The following is a 20,483-nucleotide window of genomic DNA, read 5'->3' as shown; positions in this document are numbered from 1 at the left end:
ATTACTCCTTCAGATCGCCGTAGCCCAGCTGTTTGTACACCGCCTTCGCCTCTTCCGGACCCTGCACCGGCAGCACCGGTACGAAAGTCTGCGGCAGCAGCTTCGCGCCGCCGAAGTAGCGGGCGACGTTGTCGGCGGAGGTGGTGCCGATCAGACGCGGCTGCTGGGCGACGTTGGCCACGAACGGGCTGTCTTTCTCGGCCATGATTTCCAGCGTGTCCGGACCGGCATCAATCGCGGTGACTTTCACGTCTTTGTCGCGGCCGGTTTCTTCCAGCGCCTGTACGATACCGATGGCCGGCTGATCCCAGCAGGCAACGTGGATGGCATCCAGCGTGCCTTTCGGATGCTGGCCCAGCAGTTCGAGGGTTTTCTTACGTGCATCTTCCGGCGAGTTGGCGAACTGTTCGGCCAGCTCCGGCTGGAGGATCTTAATGCCCGGATAGTCCTGCAACACATATTTCCACTGATCGTAGCGGATGCCGCAGATGCGCAGCGAGTTCGAGAAGGCGTTGAACACCGCCACGGTGCCTTTGCCACCCAACGCATCCGCCGTATAGCGGCCAATGGTGCTGCCGAGGCTGTAGTTATCTGAAGTGGTGTTGTTTACCGAATACGGCGAGACGTGATCGACGGTAAAGACCGGAATGTTGGCATCACGCAGCGCTTTGAATTTTGGCTCCACCGAGCTGTCGCCGAGAATGCTGATCACCGCATCCACCTTGCGCGCGCGCAGGATGTCGTGGTTATCCGCATGCACCTGGTTATCGCGGCCACCGTCAACACCCACCACCTTACCACCCAGTTTTTCCACCTCTTCCGTGGCGCCTTTATAGGCCTCACGATCCCAGAAGTGCTGGGTGCCCACTACGGCGATTCCGATGGTTTTGCCTTGCAGAGAGAGCGCCTGCTCGGCCGCGGATACGTTGGTGATGGTTCCCAGGGCAAGTAATACAGCAGCCACGCGACTGATTTTGAAAGCCATAAATTTTCCCACTTTTCATCATGTTATTAGTAGAAAATTTACGCTATCAGGCGCTGTTAATTCCAAAAAATAATTAAAAAAGCTATCTAATACCTGAAAAATATAAGCCAGTACGGACGCGGTGCCGTGGCCCGCGTCCGACTTGTCTGCTTTACAGCGTTTTCAGCGCCCGGGCGAAAAAGTCTCTGCCGCCGAAGTTGCCTGATTTCAGCGCCAGGGCAATCGGACGCTCGCCGCCGGACACCATCGCCGGAACGCCGGTATCGATCTCTTGCCCGATGGTCAGGGCATCAAGATCCAGCGCGCTGACCACCGCCCCGGAGGTTTCCCCGCCGCCGACCACCAGACGCCGCACACCCTCGGCCACCAGCTGCCGCGCCGTCTGGCCAAACAGCGTATCCAGCGCTTCGGCTATCTTCTCACGGCCGTATTGCTGCTGCAGCTGGCGCACCGTTTCCGGATCGCCGGAAGAATAGACCAGCGGTGCCTGGCCCTGATGCGCCTGAATAAAGTCCACCAGCTGCTGCGGACCCGTTGCGCCGCTCAGCACCTCTTTCACGTCAATCATCAGCACCGGGTGCTGCTTTTCATGCTCGGCGATCTGCCCGCGCGTGGCCCCGGAACAGCTGCCGACGAGGATCGCTTCCGCGCCGCTCACCTGCGGCACGCCCGCGCGCTGCCCCTTCGCCCGCCCGTCAGCAATAAAGTTATGCGGCAGCGCCCGGGCAATTCCCGACCCGCCGGTCACCAGCGCGGCTCCCCGGCAGGCGCTGCCGATAGTGGTGAGATCGTCATTGCTGATAGCATCAACAATCACCAGCACCCTGCCCTCTTCTGCCTGAGCGGCCAGCGCGGCCTGTACCGCCCCGCTGCCCGCACTGACCGTTTGCCAGCCAATATGCCCGACGCGGTTTTGCGACTGCCGCGCCAGCACCCGGCGCAGATCGGCATCGGTCATCGGCGTCAGCGGATGGTGCTGCATGCCGGATTCGTTCAGCGGCCTGTCGTGGACAAACAGATGTCCCTGATACAGCGTACGGCCCATGGCCGGAAACGCCGGGCACATCACTACGCTCTGCGCTTCCAGGTGCACCGCCAGCGCGTCGGTCACCGGCCCGATATTCCCCTCCTCGGTGGAATCGAAAGTGGAGCAGTATTTAAAAATAATCTGCTCGCAGCCCTGTTCCTGCAGCCAGCGGCAGGCGGCCAGCGACTGCGCCACCGCCTCATCCACCGGCAGCGAACGGCTTTTCAGCGCGATAACGCCCGCCTCAACCGAGGCATCAGCCTGAACGGACGGCACGCCAAGATACTGCGTGGTACGCAGCCCGCCTTCCCCTTCCAGCCCCTTCGACAGCGTTACGGCAATATCGCTGGCACCGGTAAAATCGTCGGCAATCACTCCAATCAGCATCGCTTACTCCTCCCCGGTGTCGGTTACGCTGGCCTTCATCAGGCTGGCAGCGGCGTGCGGCGCGGTCAGCACCGGAATGCTGACCTGCTCGCGGACGGCGGCGGCGGCACGCGAGGTGGAAAAGTGCGCCAGCATAATCACGTCGCAGTGCGCCAGCTCAGCGGCCCGCGCGGCCACCAGCCGGTTATGGCTCTGCGCATCACCTTTTTTCAGCAGGTCGATGGCCTCCGGCACCAGCACGGTGGTCAGCCGCGCGGCCGAACCGGTGCGCGCCACGTACTCGTCAAATTCTGCGGTCATGGTTTCCACCGCCGGGCCAAAGGTGGCCAGCATGCCGATATCGCTGCCCTGCGCGATGGCCTGGCGGAACATCGCCTCGTTCGGGCGCAGCACCGGAATGGTCAGTTTTTCCGCCAGCCGGTCAATCGCCGGGCCAAACGCCGAGCAGGTGATCAGAATGCCCTCGGCCTGCATATCCGCTGCGTATTCACCCAGGCGCACAAAACGATCGATCATCGCTTCGGTGAGCTCCGGGCTGCGGGCGCGGTCAATCGACAGGCCGTCATCCAGCAGATTGATGGTTTCCGCCTGCGGCCAGATTTCGGCGAAGGCGGTGTGGATCGGCTCCATGGCCACCGGGGTGGCATGCAGTAAAACAATTCGCGATGTCATTTCAACTCCAGTCTGTCGGGGTACAGGCTTAATGTAAGGGCTTACAATTGTTTCTGTAAAGTGATACCGATCACATAAAAACAGGTTGGCATCGCTCGTACGGTGTTGAAATTTTATGTGTAAGGCAGCAAAATTGAAAGCGCTTACAAAAATTAATGCCCGACGCAACAGGTTGCTCTGCCACCTGGCCCGGCAACAACGCTAAAAATGGACAGTGAGAACGCCCTATGACAACGCCTGCAAACTCATCTTCTTTACCGACCGCTGCCGTTCCGCACAGCGCGGCGGTCAGCCCGTCCGTGGCAAAAAAGCTGCCGCGCCAGTTTCGCGATCTGCTGGCGCTGGATGACTTTGAGCGCCACGCGCGCCGCCGCCTGCCGAATATGATTTATCAGTACGTGGCGGGCGGGGTGGAAACCGGCCAGGGCATTGCCGGAAATTTTGATGCCTATCAGCGTTTTAAATTTATTCCACGGATGTTCCGCGACGTTTCCGGCCGCGACCAGTCGGTAAATCTGTTTGGCCACCGCTATCAGCACCCGTTTGGCGTGGCCCCGCTGGGCGGTGCGTCCTTCGTGGCCTATCAGGCCGATATTGCCCTCGCCCGCGCCGCCCGCAGCATGAACGTGCCGATGATCCTCAGCGCCTCGTCGCTGGTGAAGCTGGAGGACGTGCACGCCGCCAACCCGGATGCCTGGTTCCAGGCCTATCTGGCCGGGGATCAGCCGCGCATCGACCGGCTGGTGGACCGCGTGGAGGCTGCCGGGTATCAGACGCTGGTGGTGACCGGGGATACGCCGATGCTCGGCAACCGCGAGCACAACACCCGCAGCGGCTTCAGTATGCCGATCAAAATCACCCCGAAGGTGGCGTTTGAAAGCGCGATGAACCCGCGCTGGCTGCTGGGGACTGTGGCGCAAACCTTCCTGCGCCACGGCGCGCCGCATTTTGAAAATACCGATGCCGAACGCGGCCCGCCGATGATGTCCAGCAAGGTGCGCAACACCAATGCACGCGACAAACTCTGCTGGAAAAACGTCGAAGCCATTCGCAAAAAATGGCGCGGTAACCTGGTGATTAAGGGGCTGATGTCGCCGCAGGATGCGTTTATCGCCCGCGATCTCGGCGCGGATGCGGTGATCCTGTCGAATCACGGTGGGCGTCAGCTCGACCACACCATCCCGCCACTGTTCACGCTGGCGGAGATTGCGGCGGCGAAAGGCGATATGAAGGTGATTATCGACAGCGGCATCCGGCGCGGCACCGACGTGATGAAGGCAATGGCGCTGGGGGCTGACTTCGTATTTCTCGGTCGCCCTTTCCTTTACGCGACGGTGGTTGCCGGGCAGGCAGGTGTGGAGCACGCGATGGGCATCCTGCGTGATGAAATCGACCGCGATCTGGCGCTGCTGGGCGTTCGTACGCCGGGCGAACTGGACGACAGCTATCTGCGCAAACTGTGATAACCAGGAGTCAGGACATGACCGAGAAAACAACGCTTCGCGTATTTAGCGTGCTGGCCATCCGCGCCGCTGTTGACCGGCTGCTGCCGCTGTGGCAGCAGCAGTATCCCGACATTACGCTGGATATCGCGTGGGGGCCGACGGTGGTGATTGAAAAAAACATCGCCGCCGGGCAGCGTGCCGATGCGGTAATTGTCACCGTCGATGCGCTGGACCGGCTGATAGCCGCAGGCGAGGTGCGTGCGGCCAGCCGGATTGAGCTGGTGGATTCGCAGATTGGCCTCGCTGCCCTGCCCGGCGCGCCGCATCCGGATATCAGCAGCGTGGCAGCGCTGAAGGCGGCGCTGCTGAATGCGCGCTCCGTCGGCTATTCACTGGCCGGGGCGAGCGGCATCTACTTCCGGCAGCTGCTGGAGAATTTGGGCATTGCCGACGAGGTTAACCGGCGCGCCACCACCATTCCGGAGGGCTTTACCGCCCGGCTGCTGGTGGAAGGTCAGGCGGATATCGCCGTGCAGCAGATCAGCGAGCTGCTGACCGTGGAGGGGATTGAGATTATCGGCCCGCTGCCGCCGGGGGCAGAGAAAACTCTGTCGTTCTCCGCCGGGGTATTCAGTGAGGCTGAGCAGCATGAAGATGCCGCGCGGCTGCTGGCATTTCTGCGCTCCGCCGAGGCCCGCCGTATCTTCGAGGCCTCGGGATTAAGCTGGCGGGAGTAGCTCAGCGCGGAAAGTGACTCACGGACGCACCTGTTCCGGGTGCTCTGCGGCCCTGTAATGAAAGCCGCTCAGCGCGGCTGGCGGGGTGCCGATCCGGTGCTGCTGCGCACGATCAGTTCCGGCTTCAGTAGCGTCTGGCGCGGGGCCTCTTCGCCATTCAGCGCGGCCAGCAGATAGTCGGCCGCATGCTCGCCGATACGGTCCAGCTCCACCCGCATGGTGGTCAGCGGGTGCTCCAGATGCTCTGAATACTCATAGTCGTTAAAGCCGGTGATCGAAATATCGTTCGGGATGCGCAGATAGCGCTCCGCCGCCCCACGCATCGCGCCAAACGCCAGCAGGTCATTCCCGCAGATCACCGCCGTTGGCGGCGTCGGGCCGTCCAGCAGACGGAACATCGCCTGCCGCGCATCGTTCATGGTGAACGCGCTGTTCACCAGATTCTCCTCCGCCAGCGCCAGCCCGGCCTTAGCCAGCGCCTGCCGGGTGCCGCTGATACGATCGGAAACACGGTCGTTCGACGGCGGCGTACCAACAATCACCGCAAAACGCTGATGCCCCAGCCCCAGCAGGTGCGCCGTCAGCTCTTCCGCCGCCTGTTCGTTGTCATAGCCGACGCTGGGATAGCGCTGGTCCACCGAAAAAGTCTGGATACAGGGGATATTCTGCTGCTCAATGCGCTCCCACAGGCGGGGATGGTGTGAGTTACCCACCAGCATCAGCGCATCGATACCGTACTCCACCAGCTTGTTCACCTCTTTCAACTCGGTATCCGGGTCAAAATCAGAGTTGGCCAGCAGCAGCGTGTAGCCGGACTGGTGAATTTTCTGCTGAAAGGTCGCCAGCGGGCGCGAGAAGGTTTCCGTCGCCAGCGTCGGCACCACGGCACCGATGGTCATGCTGCGGCGCGAGGCCAGAGTGCGCGCTGCCCGATTAATCACATATCCCAGCTCCTCACAGGCGCGTTCTACCGCCTCGCGCCGTGCCGCTTTGACCGTGGTGCTGCCGTTCAGCACGCGGGAGACGGTTGCGGTCGATACGCCGGATCGCTTTGCGACATCTTCCAGCGACACGCGGCCAGGCAGAAGGGACTTATCGGACATGTTAGAACTCCAGACTGAAATTAGTGACCTCGTCCACAAAATTTGCAGACAACTGACGATTCATTTTGAAAGCGCTTACTTTTGGCTTGACTGTATTTTGTAATCGCTTACTTTTAACGACATGTTATCAGATACCGGTATTTTATCACCAGGCGATAACAATTAATCTGTAACAAACGACTTACCCGCGTGCGCACGCCAGGTCAAATAACATCAAGATAATAAAGGAATTCACCATGCGTAGATACCCAAAGATCCGTTGGCTGATGATAACATTCTGCTTTTTTGCTATCGCCATCAACTACATAGACCGCATTAACCTGGCCATCGCCGCGCCGCACATCAAAGCCGACCTCGGACTGGATGATACCAGTATGGGCCTGATCCTCGGCGCTTTCTTCTGGACCTATGCGCTGATGCAGATCCCGGCCGGTCGTCTGATTGACCGCCTGGGGGCTCGTGCCGGTCTGGCTATCGCCGTCGGCTGGTGGTCGATGTTTACCGTCTTTACCGCCTTCGGTCGCGGTTTTGCCTCGCTGTTTGGCGCACGTCTGCTGCTGGGCATCGGGGAATCCGGCGGCTATCCGGGCTGTGCCAAAGTGGTGTATTCCTGGTTTGCCAAGAAAGAACGCGCCACCGCCAGCGGCATCTTCGATGCGGGCCCGCGTGCCGGTAGCGCCATCGCTCTGCCGCTGGTCGCCTGGCTGATCAGCACCTGGAACTGGGAAACGTCGTTTATCGTCACCGGCGCGATTGGCCTGATCTGGATGGTTATCTGGCTGGCCTTCTACCGCGAACCGGAAGATATGAAGGGGCTGAACGAGCAGGAACGCCAGAACCTGCTGGAAGACCGCAGCGTACACGTGGTGGATAAGAGCGAGAAAGTCAGCATCAAAGCACTGTTCCGCTACCGCACCGTGTGGGGCATGATGATTGGCTTCTTCTGCATGAACTTTGCCACCTACTTCTTCGTCACCTGGTTCCCGACCTATCTGACCATCGCGCACGGCTTCTCACTGAAAGAGCTGGGTACGCTGGGCGCGATTCCGGCACTGATGGGTATCCCGGGCAGTCTGCTCGGTGGCGTCTGTTCCGACTGGCTGTACCGCAAGGGCTTCTCGCTGACCACCGCACGTAAAACCTGTCTGATTGCCGGGATGCTGCTCTCCTCGGTTATCGCCTTCGCCGCCTTCACCGACAGCATTACGGTGATTCTGGTGCTGTTCTCGCTGACCTATGCCGGTCTGGCATTTACCGCTGCCAATATCTGGACGCTACCGGCCGATGTGGCTCCGTCTTCCGGCTATGTGGGCACGCTGGGCGGCATCCAGAACTTCGCCGGAAACCTGGCGGGCATCGTCACCGCATCGTTCACCGGTCTGATGCTGACGCTGAGCCACGGCTCCTTTGTGATACCGCTGCTGGTTGCCGGTGGTATCTGTCTGTTCGGCGCATTCAACTTCCTGTTCATCATGGGGAAAGTGGAACCGCTGGAACTGAAAACCGACGGCCAGCTGGGTAAACCGCTGACGACCGATCGTTAATCCATTGTGCAGGGAATGATTATGAGTAATGAAAACCAACTTCGCGACGAGATCTGCTGGGCCGGTGCCAACCTGTTTCAGCGCGGCTACACCGTCGGCACCGCCGGCAACATCAGCGCCCGTCTGGAAGACGGCTGGCTGATTACGCCAACGGATGCCTGCCTCGGCCGCCTTGACCCGGCAAAGATTGCCAAGGTCAGCACCAGCGGTGAGTGGGTGTCCGGGGATAAACCGTCGAAAACCCTGCAGCTGCATCGCCAGGTTTATGACCGTAACGCGGAGGCGGGCGCGGTGGTTCATACCCACTCCACCCATCTGGTGGGCCTGACGCTGGCGGGCGTCTGGCAGCAGGAGAGCATTCTGCCGCCGATCACCCCCTATCAGGTGATGAAAGTGGGCCGCATCCCGTTGATCCGCTACCAGCGACCCGGCGCAGCGGACGTCGCCGAACAGGTGGCTCGCCTGGCGCTGGAAGTGCGCGGCGTAATGCTGGAGCGCCTCGGACCGGTTATCTGGGGCAAAAGCGTGGCCACCGCCACCGCCGCGCTGGAAGAGCTGGAAGAAACCGCCCGTCTGTGGCTGCTTTCTGCCGATAAACCGGAACCGCTGAGCCAGGCGGCGGTGGCGGAGCTGTGCGAGGTGTTCAGCACCCGCTGGTAACTCCTAAGCTGTACCCTACAAAAACAGGCAAGGAACCCCCGATGAACAAACCTTTGTATGCAGCCATGCTTTTGGCCTTCTCCTGCGCCGCAGCCAGCGCCCAGGCGCAGAGCCTGGTGTATGTGTCTAACGCCGCGAGCGGCACGGTGACCGGCTATAAGCTGGATAAAACCAAACCGGCGCTCGAATCGACGGGCACCTTCCCCGCCGGAGAAAAAGCGATGTCGTCCGTCGTGTCGCCGGATAAGAAAATGCTCTACGTCTCGGTGCGCAGCAAGCCGTATCGCGTCGTGGCTTATCGTATTCAGCCCGACGGCACGCTGCTGAAAGCCAGCGAAACCCCGCTGCCGGAGAGCATGGCTTATCTGTCTACCGACAGGCAGGGGCACTACCTGCTCAGTGCCTCGTTCGGCGGCGATCTGTTCAGCATCAACGCGATCGACAGCGCGGGCAACGTGGTGGAGAAGCCGGTACAGGTGGTCCATACCGGCAAGCGCGCCCATGCGGTGCAGGTGGATGCGGAAAACCGCCATCTGTACGTCACCCAGCTTGGAACAGACCAGCTGTTGCAGTACCGCTTTGACGGCGCAACCGGGAAAGTCACGCCGCTCGATCCGCCGTTTATCAATATCCAGCACGAGGCCGCAACCGGGCCACGTCACTTTGTTATCGCCCCCCGGCGCGATAAGCAGGGCCAGCGCAACATGTACATCCTGAACGAGATGGCGGGCAATATCACCCGCGTCATCCTGGACGATGCGGGCCGCGCGACGGCGCACGAGGATGTATCGTCCATCTCGCCGGATGAGGATATGCAGCGCGGCGAAGCGCGCCCACTGACCGGCGATGACGACCTGCCGCCGTCGCACAAGCCGCGCATCTGGCAGGCGGATATTCATCTGACGCCGGACGGTCGCTTTCTCTACTCCACCGAGCGCACCAGCAGCACGCTGACGTCGTTCTCGGTTGATGCCGGTGATGGTCATCTGACCCGGCTGCAAAGCATTAAAACCGAAGCACAGCCGCGCGGCTTTGCCATTGATAACAGCGGCCGCTTCCTGATTGAGTCCGGGCAGAAATCGGAGCAGCTGTCGCTGTATGCCATCAATTCGTCCACCGGCGCGCTGACGCTGCTTGGCCGCTATCCCACCGGCAAAGGCGCTAACTGGGTCACCCTGGTTGAGTGATGCCATCGGTCTTATTTACCCCTGTAAGGAGCTATGATGACGTTTAAAATGAAAACGCTGATTGAGGCGCTGTTTGTTGGCGGGCTGGTTCTGAGTGCCATTCCGGCCGCCTCTGCGGCGGAAAAAGCCATCGCCACCGATCTGGAACCGCTGCACCACGTGATTATGGAAAACCAGTACGTCACCGTGATGCGGGTGATGATCCGTCCGGGTCAGTCCACCGAGTTTCACGAGCAGCACCTGGATTACGTGAACACCCACGTCAGCGGCAGCATGGTGCACATCTCGTACCCGGATCATCCGGCCAAAGATCACTGGATGAAGACCGGCGACGTGAAGTTCGGCCAGCATCAGGGCAAATCGGATGAGGACAAGGTCAGCAATACCGACAACACTCTCAATCATCAGGTATCGTTTGAGATTAAACAAAACGGCCCGCAGAACTTTGGCGGTGCCACGCGTCCGGACAGCCCGCTGTTCCACCCGGTACTGGATGAAAAAACGGTGAAGGGCTGGAAGGTTCGGCTACAGCCGGGTGAAGTGGCACCGCAGTATGAGCAGCACGGGCCGGGAGTGAGAGTGTTCTTTACCGAAGGGCGTTTACTGCTGGCGGAGCCGGGTAAACCGAATCGCGTGAAGGAGATCTGGGTTCATCGTGGTGATGCGTTCCTCACCGGGGCGGGCCAGGTGGAACTCACCAACGGCGGTGAAACGCCGCTGGAGTTTAACGATTACGAACTGCTGTAAAATCTGCGAACGGCGTAACCGTCATACGCTTGCTGCGACGGTTACGCCCCTCCCCTGCCCTGTCGGGCAAAAAACTACAGCACGCTGGCGAGGAACTCGCGCAGGCGCGGATGCTGTGGACTGTCCAGCAGCGTGCGCGCATCACCGCTTTCGACAATTGCGCCGTTATCCATAAACACGATGTTATCCGCCACTTCGCGGGCAAAGCCGATCTCATGGGTGACCACCACCATGGTGATGCCCGAATGCGCCAGCTGTTTCATCACCTGCAGCACTTCGCCCACCAGTTCCGGGTCCAGCGCTGATGTCGGCTCATCAAACAGCATCACACCCGGTTCCATGGCCAGCGCACGGGCAATCGCCACACGCTGCTGCTGACCGCCGGAAAGCTCACGCGGCCAGGCGCTGACGCGATGTGCCAGTCCGACCTGATCGAGCAGCTTCAGCGCACGCGCTTCCACTACCGCGCGTTTCTCCTTGCGGATACGCAGCGGCGCGTCCATCACGTTTTGCAGCACGGTACGGTGCGGGAACAGGTTGAACTGCTGAAACACCATGCCGATGCTCTGCCGTTGCAGGGCTACCTGATGCTCCGCCAGCTCAACCAGATGCTGGCCTTTGCGGCGATAGCCAACCAGCGCTTCGCCGACGTGGATAGTGCCGGCATCGAGTTTTTCCAGATGGTTAATGCAGCGCAGCAGCGTCGATTTCCCCGAGCCGGACGGCCCGAGGATCACCGTTACCGATCCTGCGGCGATATCCAGATTGATATCGTGCAGCACCGTTTTACCGGAAAACTGTTTACGGATGCCGCGCAGTCGGATGGGTTCACTCATGACTGGTGCTCCTCTACGTTTGCCGTGCGGCGGAACCAGCTGCGTTTCACCGGTGCGTTGCCGCGGCTGAACCAGGCTTCGACATAGTACTGGCCGACGGACAGCACCGAAGTCATCAGTAAATACCAGCCGGTAGCCACCAGCAGCAGCGGGATCACCTCGTAGGTGCGCTGATAGATAATCTGCGCCGAGTAGAGCACGTCCTGCAGGGCAATCACCGACACCACGGCGGTGGTTTTCAGCTGACCGATCACTTCATTACCGGCAGGCGGCAGAATGGTGCGCATCGCCTGCGGCAGTACCGTCTGACGGAAAATCTGCCCCGGACGATAGCCCAGCGCTTTCGCCGCTTCCAGCTGGCCCGGATTCACGCTCTGGATACCGGCGCGGATGATCTCCGCCGCATAGGCCGACTGGTGCATCACCAGCGCAATCACCGCCGCGCTGAACGGGCTGATGATTTCATTAGTGGTGGCGGTCCACACTTCGCCGACAAACGGCAGAGAGAGCGACAGCTTCGGATAGAGCGCGGCGATGTTGTACCACAGGAACAGCTGAACCAGCATCGGCACCGCGCGGAAAAACCAGGTATAGACCCAGCTGACCCACGCCAGCACCGGGTTGGCAGAGAGGCGCATCAGCGCCAGAATCGTCCCGCCCGCGAAACCAAACAGCACCGAGATCACCGTCAGCTTGATGGTCATCAGCACGCCGCTGATAATCGACGCTTCCGTCAGATTTTCCGCCACCACGTCCCATTCGAAACGGGGGTTGCTGACCACCGACGATCCCATCAGCGCCACCAGCAGCAGTACGATCAGGGCGCTGAACCAGCGCCCGTAGTGACGATGCCCGACTATCCGCAGGCCTGCGCTGTCTTCGTCAGGCCGCAGACTCATTTGGCGATCTCTTCATTCAGACCGGCGCTTTTCACCGCGCCAAAACCGATTTCCCACTTATCGAGGATCTGCTGATAGGTACCGTCCGCGATCAGCGAGTTCAGTGCCGCCTGAACCGGTTTTTCCAGCGGCGATTCTTTTGGCAGGGCAATCGACACGATGGTGTCTTCGATGGTGATCTCGCCCGCCAGCGCCAGCGCTTTCACGTGGCTGGCCTGATAGCGCAGGCCTTCATACGGGCCGAAGAACATCGGCACGCGGCCGCTGATCACCGCCTGCACGCCCGCCGGGCGATCCGGGAAGATCGGAATGGTGATTTCCGCTTTGCCGTCGGCTTTACAGGCGTCGCTTGCCTGCTGCAGGCGCGTCACCTGCGAAGTGCCCGCACCGGCACCGACGGTTTTACCACACAGCTCAGGGAAGGTGTTAAACGGCCCCAGTTCAGCATCCTTACGCGAGATCAGCGCCAGCTTGGAGGCGTTGTAATAGCCGACGAAATCCACCTGCTGCAAACGCTTTTTATTGGCGTCGATATTGGACGCGGCCAGATCGTAACGCCCGGACTTCAGGCCGGGAATGATGTTGTCAAAGCCGCCGGTATCGCGCCAGTGAACCGCAATTCCCAGACGATCGGCCACCGCGCTGACGATGTCGATTTCGCGCCCGGCGAGGGTTTTGTTATCCGCCTGATAGAAGGTGGTCGGCGGCGTGTTCGGGTTGGTACCCGCAACGATAAAGCCTTTCTTCAGGATATCGGCGGGCAGCGTGGCGTGCAGGGCTGCATCCGCCTTTGGCTTGACGCTGCTGCTGAAGGCCACGTCCTGGTCTGCGGCCAGCGCAGAAGTCAGCGGAAACAGGCTGAGAACGGCGGCGGTCAGTAATGTTTTTTTCATGGTTTATTCCTTCTCAGTCGCCAGTGCGGGCACGGCAGCAAAATTTTCTTCCGGCGACGGCAGGCCGAGGTTTTCACGCAGGGTAGTGAACTGGTATTCGGTACGGAACAGGCCACGACGCTGCAGCTCTGGCACCACCAGCTCCACAAACAGCTCCAGCTGGTTTGGCAGCACGGCAGGCATGATGTTGAAGCCGTCCGCCCCTTCCTGCTCCAGCCACTGCTGGAAGTCGTCAGCGATATCAGACGCGGTGCCGACAATCACGCGGTGACCGCGTGAACCAGCCGCCACGGCGGCCAGCTGGCGCAGGGTCAGATTTTCACGCGCGGCGAGTTCGGTCAGCAGCTTAACGCGGCTCTGGCCGCCTTCGGTTCCGCCAATCTCCGGCACCGGGCCATCCAGCGGATAGGCGGTCATATCCACGCCGAAACGTGCCGACAGCTGTTCGATACCGTTATCGATATCCACCAGTTCGTTCAGCTGGTTCCAGGTTTCCTGCGCTTCTTCGCGGGTGCGGCCCACAATCGGCATCACGCCCGGCAGGATCAGCAGATGGTCCGGGTGACGACCGGCTTCACGCACGAACTGTTTCTGGCTACGGTAGAAGGCCTGGCCCTCTTCCAGCGATGCCGCGGCGGTAAACACCACTTCGGCGGTTTCTGCCGCCAGTTTCTGCCCGGCAGGGGATGAACCGGCTTCGATGATCACCGGGCGTCCCTGCGGTGAACGGGCGATGTTCAGCGGGCCCTGCACCTGGAAGTATTTGCCTTTGTGGTTCGCGGCATGAATTTTGGCTTCGTCAGAGTAACGGCCTGTATCCTTCTCACGCACGATAGCGCCCTCTTCCCAGCCGTTCCACAGCTTGAAGGTGACGTCGAGGAATTCGCGGGCGATGTCGTAACGTTCAGCGTGCGAAGGCAGATCGGTGCGGCTGAAGTTGCGTGCCGCATCGGTAGAGAACGAGGTCACCACGTTCCACGCACCGCGTCCACGGCTGATATGGTCGACGGAAGACAGCGCGCGCGCAAGGTGGAACGGCTCATCGAAGGTGGTGGAGGCGGTCGCGGCCAGGCCGATGTGCTTCGTCTGCACTGCCAGCGCGGAGAGCAGCGTCAGCGGCTCCAGGCGCGACATGGTGGACGGCAGGCGGTGAACGCTGGTGGCCAGCGCATCGCCGACGAAGAACATGTCAAATCGCCCCTCTTCGCCTTTTTTGGCGATCCAGGTGAACCAGTCCACGTCGGTCGGCGAGCCTTTGGCTCCTTCTGCGCGCCAGCCACCTACATGGTGGCCCAGCGCCTGGACAAACAGGCCGAGGCGCAGCTGGCGTGATGCGGTTTTTTCTACGGACATGAGAAACCCTTATTCGTTATTTGCTGAGCAATGAAATGAGACGATGCAGCGCGGCGTCGCTGCCAAGCTGTGCATCGTTAAACACGCCCTGCGCCAGAAGCGCAGGCAGCGCGCTGAGACTGTTGCGGAGTTTTGCCTCCACGTCGGTATAGGCGGCAGCGGTTTCCTCCCGGGTGACGCAGTGGCTGAGCTGGCTGCCGTCGTTGAGAAACAGCGTCACACGATGGAAACGGCGATCGGGGTCCAGCTCATCGTCAGGTGCCGTCGGGTCCGGGTGGCGACTGACGCGCGCGGCCAGTTCGGCGATATCGGCTTTGACCGGCGCTTCGGTGTAATTTTCCAGCGCCACCGATCCGTTGATCAGCGCATCGGCAATGACGTACTCCAGGCTGAAGCGTGCTTCCACGCCGTTTTTCGGCGCGATGATATTCGGCGCGGTATCGGCCCCCGGTGGGAAGCTGACCTCAATGCGGTCAATGATCTGAGCGACAGCGCCCTGCCCTCTTTCCTCCAGCTGCTGACGCAAAACGAACGCCGCTTCAGCCGCGCTGTGCGTGCCGCCGCAGGTGGGATAACGCTTGAACTCCAGGCCCGGCGCGATAATGCGCCACGGATTGCCCCACTCCGCCAGCAGCTGTTCCGGCTGCGCGGCATCGAAACCCAGGATCTGCAGGAAGCTTTCCAGCACGCCATCCGGCTGACCGCCAAAACCAGCCTGAGCCAGCTGCACGCTGTTCACCGCGCTGCGCGCCGACAGTCCGGCGTGCAGCGGTTTCGCCGCAGAGCCAAACTGGCTGCGCAGACCGGAAGCCTGAGTAGCCGCCAGACCGAGGGCAATCTGCGTGGTGCGGACGCTCAGGTTCAGCAGGCGGCAGGCCGCACCGGTGGCGGCAATGGTGCCCAGGGTGGCGGTGCTGTGGAAACCGGCGCTGTAGTGCCGGGTGCCGATGGCTTTACCCAGTCTGCCCGCCAGCTCAACGCCCACCACATAGGCATCGAGGAAAGCATCAATGCTCACCGTCGGCGAGGCCTTGCTCAGCGCCAGCAGCGTTGACAGCACGACCGTGGTCGGATGGCCGCGAAAGGCAGGATGATAGTCGTCGAAATCCAGCGCGTGGCTGATGTAGCCCAGCTGCAGCGCAAGGTTTTCCTTTGAATGCAGCGCGGGGAAGACCCGGATAACCGGCTCCAGTCCGCTGTCGACCACGCTGCCGTAGAGTACCGGGAACAGGCAGGCAAAATAATCCTTCGCGCCTTCTCGGGCGTTTTGCCGCTCCGCGTCTCCGGGATGGCGGGAGAGAAGCGTTTCGGCCAGCAGTGCGGTCAGTGAGTTATTCAAAATACACCTTTTTTATCACTGTATTGACATAAATCAATATGTTATAAATTAGCTCCATTTTCTTTGCTTCACCGCACCACAGCCAATAACCAACCGTTATAACCCATTCCTAAATGAACTAAGCAGAAAGCCCGTAATGGCTATCTTTATACGATTATTCACTCTATATAGCGGTACTGCTATAAATTCGCTTTATCGCATCACTGCTATAATGTGTACTCACCCACAGCAGGATGAGCGCGAATGAAAGTCAGAACGCCCGCCGACTTTGGCATCGTTATCCGCAGTGTTCGCAGTGCACAGGGCATCAACCAGCAGCATCTGGCCGAGATCTGTGGCACCACGCAGTCGGCTATTTCCCGCCTGGAAAAAACCGGGGTGTGCCATATTGATACCCTGCTGCGAGCCTGCAATGCATTACATCTGCAGCTGGAGATTTTTCCCCAGTCGGCCAGGCTGAGTGAAAAAAGCGTGGCCGCTGACTTGTAAATGACGCTGGCTGCTCTTATATAGAAAGGCTGATAAACGGGGATTTCCCTGAAGGAGTAAAATAATGGCAACTGAATACGCAACTATCGCAGGCGGCTGTTTCTGGTGTACCGAAGCCGTGTTTAAACAGATCGCTGGCGTCGAGTCCATTGAGAGCGGCTATATTGGCGGCCATACGGTCGACCCGACCTATCGTCAGGTGTGCAATGGCGACACCGGCCATGCCGAAGCCATCCGTATTGGCTTTGACCCGCAGCAGATCGGCTATGGCGATTTGCTGGATATCAGCTTTGCCACACACGATCCAACCCAGCTGAACCGCCAGGGTAACGATATCGGCACGCAGTATCGTTCTGCTATCTTCCCGACGAACCCGGCTCAGGAAGAAGAAGCCCGCGCCGCAATTGTCCGTGCGCAGGCCGATCACAGCGATCCCATCGTCACCACGATTGAAGATGACGCGCCATGGTATCCGGCAGAGGATTATCATCAGGACTACTGGGCCGGTGAAGGCCAGGAAAACCGTTACTGCCTGGCCGTGATCCCGCCTAAGCTGCAAAAATTACGTAAGCGCTTTGCGGCAAAAACTATCTCCGGCTGAGTTCCTACTCAGCACCGGTGGCAGCATCAGCCAGTTTCCGGCGGGTGCTGCGCCATGAAACAAATGCCAGCCCCGCCCCCAGTAGTGACAGCAACGCCAAAATAACCATGACCCAGCTGTAACCTGTTTCCGTTCCCAGTCGTTGATAGATCTGCGTGGCGATCGTTAAACCCAGCGCCCCGCCGAGATTGTGCAGCGTCCACGAAATCCCGATCCCCTGACCGTGCAATGTTTCAGGCAGCGCAGCCAGTGCGGCAGCAACGGATGGCCCGAGGATCGCGCCCCAGCCCGCGCCCATCAGCACAAAGGCCACAACGGTCATCGCCAGCGACGGCGGTGCGGAGAATCGACTTTGCAAAATCCCCGACAATGCCAGCATCACAAATCCCGCCGCCAGCACCGGCCACGGGCCGAAGCGGTCGCTTAACTTCCCCGTCAGCGGTGAGACCAGCGCCATCACCAGCGTCACCGGCAGCAGCATCACGCCCAGCTGCGCCGCATTCAATGAATACAGCTCCAGTAGCTTAAACGGCATCAGCAGGAAGGCGGAACAGTAGAACACCGCCAGCAGAATGGAAAGCCCGCAGGCGCGGCGGAACAGTTGATTACTGAGAACACCCAGCTGAATGAGCGGGTTGGCAACCCGGCGCTCATAGCGGATAAACAGCAGCAGCGACGCCAGTGAGATAGCCAGCAGCAGCAGAGAGGCCAGGCTGAACGCGCCCCAGTCGCTGAGGTACACCGACAGCAGCAGGAGCGGGACCAGTACGCCGATCAGCAGTATCCAGCCCGGATAATCGACAGACTGGGTTTTCGAACCCGGCTTCACGGCTATCTTTCCCAAACAGCAAAAATAACTGAACGCCATCAGCGGAACGTTAATCAAAAATACCGCCCGCCAGCCCAGCAGCTCAACCAGCACGCCGCCCGCAACCGGCCCCAGCGTCAGGCCAAGCCCGTTTGCGGCAAACAGCAGGCCGAGTGCCCGCCCGCGCTGCGATTCTGCTATCGACTCAACCAGTATCGCCGCCGTTGCGGTATACAGCACGGCGCAACCGGCTCCCTGAATCAACCGGCTGACGACCAGCATCGGCAGACTGACTGCCAGCCCGGCACTCAATGAAGCCAGGGTGAACAACAGCATACCGCCGTACAGCACTTCGCGTTTTCCATAACGATCGGCCAGTCTGGTGGCCAGTACCATACAGCAGCAGAGCGCTATCACGAACAGCGTCATCACCCACTGCACACCGTCAAGCCCGGCAGGGAAATGCTGCTGGATGGCGGGCAGAGCGGTGTTAACAATAGTGAAGTCAAGGCAGCCGGCAAAGCTGGCGATGCAGATCCCGGTGATTAATCCAACCTGTTGTCGGGGCGTATGGTTTACTCGATCGGTCATTGTGCGTTCCTGTGAAGCGAAATCGGTCAGCACAAGGTTATCGCGTATTTTTTTCGCCATTTGCGCTGATAATTCGTCATACTGGCGAATTGATGTCGTCCATAACCCAGAGGTGACCATGATCCCCGGAGACAGACTCAGTGGTATCAGGGCTTTTGTACAGGCAGCGCAGGCGGGCGGATTCAGCCTGGCGGCAGAGCAGCTTGGTCAGTCGCGGTCCACAGTAGGCAAGGCAATAGCCCGGCTTGAAGCGCGATTGCAGGTTAAGCTCTTTTTACGCACCACGCGCACGCTGTCATTAACCAGCGAGGGTCAGCGATTTTATCAGGACTGTCTGCGCATCCTTGCCGATCTTGATGCCGCGGAAAACCGACTCACCGCCCACGCCTCCGTCCCCACCGGCTGCCTGCGGGTCGCCGCTCCGCCGCTGTTTGGCGAGAAGCAGGTGATGCCGCTGCTGCTGCCGATGACGCGCCGCTGGCCCGGACTCACGCTTGATATGCACTTTTCCACCCGGCGAGTGGACCTTGCAGAATCGGGAATCGATCTGGCTGTGCGCATCGGCAGCCCCGGCCATCACAGCGATCTCACTTCCCGCCAGCTTGGGGTGCAGCAGATGCAGCTGTGTGCCTCACCGAGTTATCTGGCAGCATCCGGCATGCCAGCCTCGCTCAGCGAACTGACAGGGCACCGGCATATTACGTTGCCGGAGCAGGGACGTACCCAGTCGTGGATTCTAAAAGACAGCGGCGGAAAACCATTCTGGTGGCAGCCCGAAGAGGGCCTGCGGTTTAGCACGCTGAGCGCAGTTTACTGTGCGGTACTGGACGGATACGGAATTGCGCAGCTGCCGCAGTGGCTGGTCGGTGAACATATCCGTGATGGTGAACTGATTGAGCTGCTTCCACAGAGCCAGGCTCAAGGGCTACCCATCTCTGCGGTATGGTTAAAAACCGCCGCAATGCCACAGCGTTTACGGCTGGCGATTGATACGCTGGTCGCCGGTTTTAGCCCGTGCTAAGCGGGCAATATCATTCCCGCCTGGCGGGTATCCAAAGCAGAATAAGTCTCTCGCTCTGAGCCGGTGTGAATGGTAGCGTCACTGTCATTTATGACAAGGAGTGAATATGACGACTGCATCTTCCCGTCCGGTGGCCATTGTCACCGGAGCCACCAGCGGTATCGGCCTGGCCATCGCACGCGATCTGGCAACCGACCATCAGGTTTTCGCTATCGGACGCTCGGCTGAAGCGCTGGCTGAGCTACAGCAAATCCAGCATATCGAAGCCGTAGAGCTGGACCTTCTCGATAATCAGGCTCTGAAAAACTTTACCGACCGCCTGTCGGCTGTTGCCGTACTGGTTCACTCAGCGGCGATTTCGGAAAGGCTGAGCGTGGAGCAGGCCACTCCCGAGCAGTGGCAGAAACAGTTTTCTATCAACCTTTTTGCCCCTGCAGAACTGACCCGACTGGCATTGCCTTTACTGCGAAAAGAGCAGGGCCAGGTGGTGTTTATCAATTCAGGTTCCGGCACGCTGGCACTTGCCGGGCACGCGGTGTACTCAGCCAGCAAGTTTGCGCTCAACGCTCTGGCCCATGCCCTGCGCACTGAAGAGAGCGAAAACGGCGTGCGCGTTGCGACAGTGTCACCGGGCCCGACCGACACACCGATGAATCGCAAAAGCCGCGAGCGTGCCGGTGATTTTTCCGCTATCGATCCCCTTGCCTACAGCACGCCGGAATCCGTTGCGGCGGCGGTTCGTCTGGTGGTTGACGCTTCAGAAGACACTCAGATTGCCGACGTGGTTGTCAGACCGCGTCGCGATAGTGCTAAACGCTAGTCAACAGAGGAGGATTCGTGAATCTGTTTAACCTCAGCCGGGAACTGAAGCGCCATATTCGCTTTAGCTACTGGAACGAACTGTGCGCTCTCAACCCTTAAAAGCCAGCCGGATATTGCCCCCTGCTTAGCCACGACAACCTCTCAGGCAGGAGGCAGTTCCGGTTGGTTTAACCTACTTCCGGTTCTCTTTTTTATCTTCTTTCTTGGGCATAATACCTCCTGCAATCGCAAACTTATCCCTCCAGCTCTTCAGCTCTTCAGCTCTTCAGCTCTTCAGCTCTTCAGCTCTTCAGCTCTTCAGCTCTTCAGCTCTTCAGCTCTTCAGCTCTTCAGCTCT

General features: G+C 59.9%; 20 protein-coding genes. 10 read left to right on the top strand and 10 right to left on the bottom strand.

The genetic code is table 11. The features are described from left to right. Position 1: 1 nt before the first annotated feature. From JOE09_RS18895 to JOE09_RS18885, 3 genes are all read right to left on the bottom strand, one after another. Positions 2-985, bottom strand: coding sequence for a sugar ABC transporter substrate-binding protein (locus tag JOE09_RS18895; protein ID WP_205066829.1), 984 nt, complete (start codon positions 983-985; stop codon positions 2-4). Between the two features lie 151 nt (positions 986-1,136). Beyond that, a complete protein-coding gene (gene otnK, locus JOE09_RS18890) occupies positions 1,137-2,399 on the bottom strand; it encodes a 3-oxo-tetronate kinase (RefSeq protein WP_205066828.1) in 1,263 nt (420 codons plus the stop codon). A gap of 3 nt (positions 2,400-2,402) precedes the next feature. Continuing rightward, positions 2,403-3,071, bottom strand: a complete 669-nt coding sequence (locus tag JOE09_RS18885) for an aspartate/glutamate racemase family protein (RefSeq protein ID WP_205066827.1) — start codon at positions 3,069-3,071, stop codon at positions 2,403-2,405. A gap of 227 nt (positions 3,072-3,298) precedes the next feature. On the opposite strand from JOE09_RS18885, the gene JOE09_RS18880 reads away from it, so the two are divergent. Together JOE09_RS18880 and JOE09_RS18875 are read left to right on the top strand one after the other, a co-directional pair. Further along, positions 3,299-4,534 (top strand): alpha-hydroxy acid oxidase, encoded by a 1,236-nt coding sequence (locus tag JOE09_RS18880; protein ID WP_205066826.1) that lies wholly within the window; start codon positions 3,299-3,301, stop codon positions 4,532-4,534. A 17-nt stretch (positions 4,535-4,551) separates the two neighbouring features. After that, complete coding sequence (locus JOE09_RS18875) at positions 4,552-5,253, top strand: molybdate ABC transporter substrate-binding protein (protein WP_205066825.1); 702 nt, start codon at positions 4,552-4,554, stop codon at positions 5,251-5,253. A gap of 68 nt (positions 5,254-5,321) precedes the next feature. Here JOE09_RS18875 and JOE09_RS18870 read toward each other — a convergent pair whose 3' ends face one another. Continuing rightward, positions 5,322-6,356, bottom strand: coding sequence for a LacI family DNA-binding transcriptional regulator (locus tag JOE09_RS18870; protein ID WP_105591666.1), 1,035 nt, complete (start codon positions 6,354-6,356; stop codon positions 5,322-5,324). 236 nt (positions 6,357-6,592) lie between these two features. Between JOE09_RS18870 and JOE09_RS18865 the strand changes: the two genes are divergently transcribed. From JOE09_RS18865 to JOE09_RS18850, 4 genes are read left to right on the top strand one after another with little or no spacing between them, the layout of a single operon-like run. Beyond that, positions 6,593-7,900: an MFS transporter gene (locus JOE09_RS18865; RefSeq protein ID WP_205066824.1), complete on the top strand. Its 1,308-nt coding sequence runs from the start codon at positions 6,593-6,595 to the stop codon at positions 7,898-7,900. Between the two features lie 21 nt (positions 7,901-7,921). Then, positions 7,922-8,560, top strand: a complete 639-nt coding sequence (otnC, locus tag JOE09_RS18860; protein WP_205066823.1) for a 3-oxo-tetronate 4-phosphate decarboxylase — start codon at positions 7,922-7,924, stop codon at positions 8,558-8,560. A 41-nt stretch (positions 8,561-8,601) separates the two neighbouring features. Further along, positions 8,602-9,747 carry a lactonase family protein gene (locus tag JOE09_RS18855; RefSeq protein ID WP_205066822.1) on the top strand — a complete coding sequence of 382 codons (1,146 nt, stop codon included), beginning with the start codon at positions 8,602-8,604 and terminating at the stop codon, positions 9,745-9,747. A gap of 33 nt (positions 9,748-9,780) precedes the next feature. Next, positions 9,781-10,494 carry a hypothetical protein gene (locus JOE09_RS18850; protein WP_234471685.1) on the top strand — a complete coding sequence of 238 codons (714 nt, stop codon included), beginning with the start codon at positions 9,781-9,783 and terminating at the stop codon, positions 10,492-10,494. Positions 10,495-10,568: 74 nt separating this feature from the next. Here the strand turns inward: JOE09_RS18850 and JOE09_RS18845 are convergent, their stop codons facing one another. From JOE09_RS18845 to JOE09_RS18825, 5 genes are read right to left on the bottom strand one after another with little or no spacing between them, the layout of a single operon-like run. Beyond that, entirely contained in the window at positions 10,569-11,330 is a 762-nt protein-coding gene (locus tag JOE09_RS18845) for an amino acid ABC transporter ATP-binding protein (RefSeq protein ID WP_205066821.1), read from the bottom strand. After that, positions 11,327-12,229, bottom strand: coding sequence for an amino acid ABC transporter permease (locus JOE09_RS18840; RefSeq protein ID WP_200559254.1), 903 nt, complete (start codon positions 12,227-12,229; stop codon positions 11,327-11,329). Before JOE09_RS18840 ends, JOE09_RS18845 begins: the two co-directional genes overlap by 4 nt. Next, the gene (locus tag JOE09_RS18835) at positions 12,226-13,122 is read right to left on the bottom strand and encodes an ABC transporter substrate-binding protein (protein WP_205066820.1); all 897 of its coding nucleotides are present in this window, start codon (positions 13,120-13,122) and stop codon (positions 12,226-12,228) included. Before JOE09_RS18835 ends, JOE09_RS18840 begins: the two co-directional genes overlap by 4 nt. A gap of 3 nt (positions 13,123-13,125) precedes the next feature. After that, on the bottom strand, positions 13,126-14,475 hold the full coding sequence (locus JOE09_RS18830) for an LLM class flavin-dependent oxidoreductase (protein WP_105591673.1): 1,350 nt from the start codon (positions 14,473-14,475) through the stop codon (positions 13,126-13,128). Positions 14,476-14,491: 16 nt separating this feature from the next. Then, positions 14,492-15,814: an MmgE/PrpD family protein gene (locus JOE09_RS18825; protein ID WP_205066819.1), complete on the bottom strand. Its 1,323-nt coding sequence runs from the start codon at positions 15,812-15,814 to the stop codon at positions 14,492-14,494. 243 nt (positions 15,815-16,057) lie between these two features. Between JOE09_RS18825 and JOE09_RS18820 the strand changes: the two genes are divergently transcribed. Next, positions 16,058-16,303 (top strand): helix-turn-helix domain-containing protein, encoded by a 246-nt coding sequence (locus tag JOE09_RS18820; protein WP_205066818.1) that lies wholly within the window; start codon positions 16,058-16,060, stop codon positions 16,301-16,303. A gap of 64 nt (positions 16,304-16,367) precedes the next feature. Next, positions 16,368-16,904, top strand: coding sequence for a peptide-methionine (S)-S-oxide reductase MsrA (msrA, locus tag JOE09_RS18815; protein ID WP_200545013.1), 537 nt, complete (start codon positions 16,368-16,370; stop codon positions 16,902-16,904). 4 nt (positions 16,905-16,908) lie between these two features. Here msrA and JOE09_RS18810 read toward each other — a convergent pair whose 3' ends face one another. Then, a complete protein-coding gene (locus JOE09_RS18810; RefSeq protein ID WP_205066817.1) occupies positions 16,909-18,303 on the bottom strand; it encodes an MFS transporter in 1,395 nt (464 codons plus the stop codon). A gap of 118 nt (positions 18,304-18,421) precedes the next feature. Here JOE09_RS18810 and JOE09_RS18805 point away from each other — a divergent pair, with 118 nt between their 5' ends. Together JOE09_RS18805 and JOE09_RS18800 are read left to right on the top strand one after the other, a co-directional pair. Then, complete coding sequence (locus tag JOE09_RS18805) at positions 18,422-19,324, top strand: LysR family transcriptional regulator (protein ID WP_205066816.1); 903 nt, start codon at positions 18,422-18,424, stop codon at positions 19,322-19,324. A gap of 106 nt (positions 19,325-19,430) precedes the next feature. Beyond that, the gene (locus JOE09_RS18800; RefSeq protein WP_205066815.1) at positions 19,431-20,144 is read left to right on the top strand and encodes an SDR family oxidoreductase; all 714 of its coding nucleotides are present in this window, start codon (positions 19,431-19,433) and stop codon (positions 20,142-20,144) included. The last annotated feature ends 339 nt before the right edge of the window (positions 20,145-20,483 follow it).

Origin of the sequence: Pantoea coffeiphila, from assembly GCF_016909495.1 — a bacterium.
Classification (GTDB): domain Bacteria; phylum Pseudomonadota; class Gammaproteobacteria; order Enterobacterales; family Enterobacteriaceae; genus Erwinia; species Erwinia coffeiphila.
Note: the sequence above shows the minus strand (reverse complement) of the source record. Positions and strands in the feature narration are given on the sequence as shown.

What these genes read in the sequence shown, in the direction of transcription:
- JOE09_RS18810 (WP_205066817.1), bottom strand. Translation starts at nt 18,303, where the DNA reads ATGACCGATCGAGTAAACCATACGCCCCGACAACAGGTTGGATTAATC.
- JOE09_RS18870 (WP_105591666.1), bottom strand. Translation starts at nt 6,356, where the DNA reads ATGTCCGATAAGTCCCTTCTGCCTGGCCGCGTGTCGCTGGAAGATGTC.
- JOE09_RS18800 (WP_205066815.1), top strand. Translation starts at nt 19,431, where the DNA reads ATGACGACTGCATCTTCCCGTCCGGTGGCCATTGTCACCGGAGCCACC.
- JOE09_RS18885 (WP_205066827.1), bottom strand. Translation starts at nt 3,071, where the DNA reads ATGACATCGCGAATTGTTTTACTGCATGCCACCCCGGTGGCCATGGAG.
- otnK (WP_205066828.1), bottom strand. Translation starts at nt 2,399, where the DNA reads ATGCTGATTGGAGTGATTGCCGACGATTTTACCGGTGCCAGCGATATT.
- JOE09_RS18865 (WP_205066824.1), top strand. Translation starts at nt 6,593, where the DNA reads ATGCGTAGATACCCAAAGATCCGTTGGCTGATGATAACATTCTGCTTT.
- JOE09_RS18840 (WP_200559254.1), bottom strand. Translation starts at nt 12,229, where the DNA reads ATGAGTCTGCGGCCTGACGAAGACAGCGCAGGCCTGCGGATAGTCGGG.
- JOE09_RS18820 (WP_205066818.1), top strand. Translation starts at nt 16,058, where the DNA reads ATGAAAGTCAGAACGCCCGCCGACTTTGGCATCGTTATCCGCAGTGTT.
- JOE09_RS18805 (WP_205066816.1), top strand. Translation starts at nt 18,422, where the DNA reads ATGATCCCCGGAGACAGACTCAGTGGTATCAGGGCTTTTGTACAGGCA.
- JOE09_RS18895 (WP_205066829.1), bottom strand. Translation starts at nt 985, where the DNA reads ATGGCTTTCAAAATCAGTCGCGTGGCTGCTGTATTACTTGCCCTGGGA.
- JOE09_RS18835 (WP_205066820.1), bottom strand. Translation starts at nt 13,122, where the DNA reads ATGAAAAAAACATTACTGACCGCCGCCGTTCTCAGCCTGTTTCCGCTG.
- JOE09_RS18875 (WP_205066825.1), top strand. Translation starts at nt 4,552, where the DNA reads ATGACCGAGAAAACAACGCTTCGCGTATTTAGCGTGCTGGCCATCCGC.
- JOE09_RS18850 (WP_234471685.1), top strand. Translation starts at nt 9,781, where the DNA reads ATGATGACGTTTAAAATGAAAACGCTGATTGAGGCGCTGTTTGTTGGC.
- JOE09_RS18880 (WP_205066826.1), top strand. Translation starts at nt 3,299, where the DNA reads ATGACAACGCCTGCAAACTCATCTTCTTTACCGACCGCTGCCGTTCCG.
- JOE09_RS18855 (WP_205066822.1), top strand. Translation starts at nt 8,602, where the DNA reads ATGAACAAACCTTTGTATGCAGCCATGCTTTTGGCCTTCTCCTGCGCC.
- JOE09_RS18830 (WP_105591673.1), bottom strand. Translation starts at nt 14,475, where the DNA reads ATGTCCGTAGAAAAAACCGCATCACGCCAGCTGCGCCTCGGCCTGTTT.
- otnC (WP_205066823.1), top strand. Translation starts at nt 7,922, where the DNA reads ATGAGTAATGAAAACCAACTTCGCGACGAGATCTGCTGGGCCGGTGCC.
- msrA (WP_200545013.1), top strand. Translation starts at nt 16,368, where the DNA reads ATGGCAACTGAATACGCAACTATCGCAGGCGGCTGTTTCTGGTGTACC.
- JOE09_RS18845 (WP_205066821.1), bottom strand. Translation starts at nt 11,330, where the DNA reads ATGAGTGAACCCATCCGACTGCGCGGCATCCGTAAACAGTTTTCCGGT.